Below are 2,613 nucleotides of genomic sequence, written 5' to 3' on the forward strand. Positions count from 1 at the left end.
AGTATTTTGGTTTTGGTTTCTAGGAGTAATGCTAACAGCACCAATCATAGTACAAAACACAGTACAATTAAGAGATACACAGTTAGAAATAGCACTAGACCAAGCAGAAAACATAGCAATAGCAACGGCAAGCCCAATACGTAATTATATAAACAAAGAAGTGTTTAAGAGAATACAACACCAATTTATAGAACACTTAAAGCTAAATAAATCTCAAGTAGACACCTACACTTGCCAAGATCAACCAACACCAACAGAGAAAAATGGAGGAAGCTTACTACAGCAGTATGGCTTATGTAATCCAGTGAGAATAATGGAAGGATTAGATGGAGATACCAACCAAACCATAGATTTTCTATCATTTGCCTATCCTAATCACAAGCAAAAACTAGATGATCTTTACAAAGATGGACTTAGGAAATCTATAGTAGAGCAAGCTCAAAACACCTATGATTACTCACTTCGCTCAACCTATGTAGGGCAACAAACCTTATTTTCAGGAGCAGGAGAGAGATTCAACCGTTATCGTTATATGGTCAGAGCAGATGTTGAGACTCACACTTATCACAGCATCACCAATCAAATTGTCATTCATTTTGATGTTGTCGTCGATGAGATTTACTACCCTATTTCTTTTGATGGTGGCAATTGTGACCAACAAATTACTGTTCCTCCTGATATACCTGTTCCTCCCCTTATTCTAAATGCTAATACTGAGAATGCTTTGCTTTGCAAAGACGGTTTTGACTGCAAACCTGTTGGTATTGAAGTTCGTGATGAAAACGGTAATCTCCAAAATTGCCCTTATGGATCTCCATGTTATAAAGAACATTGTGGGAATGACCCATATTGTGGACTTCGCCCAGGACAAGCCTGCCAAATTCCGCCAGGAGTTACACGTTTTGAATGCCCTAGGCCAGGAGGAGTTACATACTTTGGAGATATAAGACCATTAAATATAAGACCAACAAGAGGATGTGTATCAGCAAGCACATTTGATTCTAGCTCAACAGGATTAGATCCAGATGGTTACACCTTTACTGTTACTACTAGATTAGTTTCTCTAGGCAGTACTTATAACTAAAAGGGGTAACTTTATGGCAAAACAAATATTTTCTTTATTTTTATTAGTATTGGTGTCTTTTATTAGTGTTCAAGCCCAACAAAATAACCCTATTATTTATCAAACATTTATTAAACAAGGTGTTAATGACAATGGGGGTTATGTGTCTATTTTGGATGCATTAACGTTCAAAGAACTAGGTCAAATAGACTTGCTTCTCTCATCTCCTCAAATGATAGAGTTAACAAAAGATAAAAGACGAGCATTTGTAAGTAGTAGCCCTTTTGTAGATGATAAAAAAGGACTAACTGTGGTTGATTTGGAGCAGAAGAGAATAGTAAGAAGACTCTTTGAAAATGTGGGAGTGTATCGAGTAAGATTAGCACCTAATGGAACAATATGGGTTTTGTTAGATGAGTCTAAAGAAATATCTATGGTTGATCCTGATACTCTAAGAGTAGTTGGACGCTTAACATTTGAAGAAAGCCCAAGAGACTTATTATTTAGCCCTGATGGTAGAAGAGCCTATATTTCTTTGTTTACTAAAGACGTAATTGTTTTTGATATTTTTAATGGTAACAGAATTGCTACCATTAAAGATTTACCTGAAAGAAGTAAATTTCAAGTAAGACCCCAAGAACTAGAGCTTTCTCCTGATGGTCAATTACTTTTTGTTGGTAGTAAAGATACTGTTTCCATAATTGAAACTAGACTTTTTAAACTTGTAGACAGATTTACAGTTGTAGCTTCTGGAAGTGGAGACTTAATATTAAAAATAAGCCCTGATGGTAAGTTTTTGTATGCTGCTGGATATCTTGGGTTTCGTTTATCCATCTATGACATAATTGCTAAACAGCTTATTAGAAGCGGTTCCGCAACAATTCCTGGAGATATTAGCGTTGGAACCAATAGAAGCTTAGAAGTCTCTTCTGATAATAAGATACTTTATATAGTTAAAAGCAATGGCCTACTCTTACTTGATCCAAATACTAATGATTTTTTTTCTACCCTGCTAACTAGTACTGGAACAGATTTTCCTAGCCCCTTTGGTGGTGGTATTGCCCTAACAGGAGATTTCTCAATAGGACAGCCGCCGACACTACAAACGACAGCGCCAGCGACGAATCAGCAAGTGATGGCAGGACAGGCGACTACGATAAAATGGCAGACAATGGTGGCAGCCCAAAGCTATGCAATAGCAAGCCATATGGTAGAAATATCAACAGACTCAGGAGCAACATTTGCTCCAATCCCCGGTGCAGAAAGACTTCCAGCCAATGCTCAAGAATTTATTTGGCAAGTGCCTGATGTAGAACTACTGAATAGAGTACAAATAAGGGTATCAACAGTAGATTTAGGAGCAAGGAGAGCAAACTCTACAACAGGTAATTTCTCTATAGTAAAAGGAAATGGACAAACAGGAGACACACAAGCACCAATGGTTAGTTTCCTTTCACCAAAGGGAGGAGAGCGTTTTACTTCAGGAGATAGTTTACAAATATCTTGGATGTCAAGTGATAATGTAGCGGTAACATCACAAGACTTAAGTC

Annotated in this window: 2 protein-coding genes; both read left to right on the forward strand. The window is 37.3% G+C overall.

What is annotated here, in order from left to right; genetic code table 11:
• Nucleotides 1-28 precede the first annotated feature (28 nt).
• Nucleotides 29-1,084: a hypothetical protein gene (locus HY817_05715; GenBank protein MBI4836723.1), complete on the forward strand. Its 1,056-nt coding sequence runs from the start codon at nt 29-31 to the stop codon at nt 1,082-1,084.
• Between the two features lie 13 nt (nt 1,085-1,097).
• The coding region (locus tag HY817_05720; GenBank protein ID MBI4836724.1) for a hypothetical protein at nt 1,098-2,613 on the forward strand (1,516 nt) is incomplete at its 3' end.

Source organism: Candidatus Abawacabacteria bacterium, from assembly GCA_016207805.1.
In the GTDB taxonomy this organism is placed as follows: Bacteria; Patescibacteriota; Gracilibacteria; order RBG-16-42-10; family RBG-16-42-10; genus JACQZO01.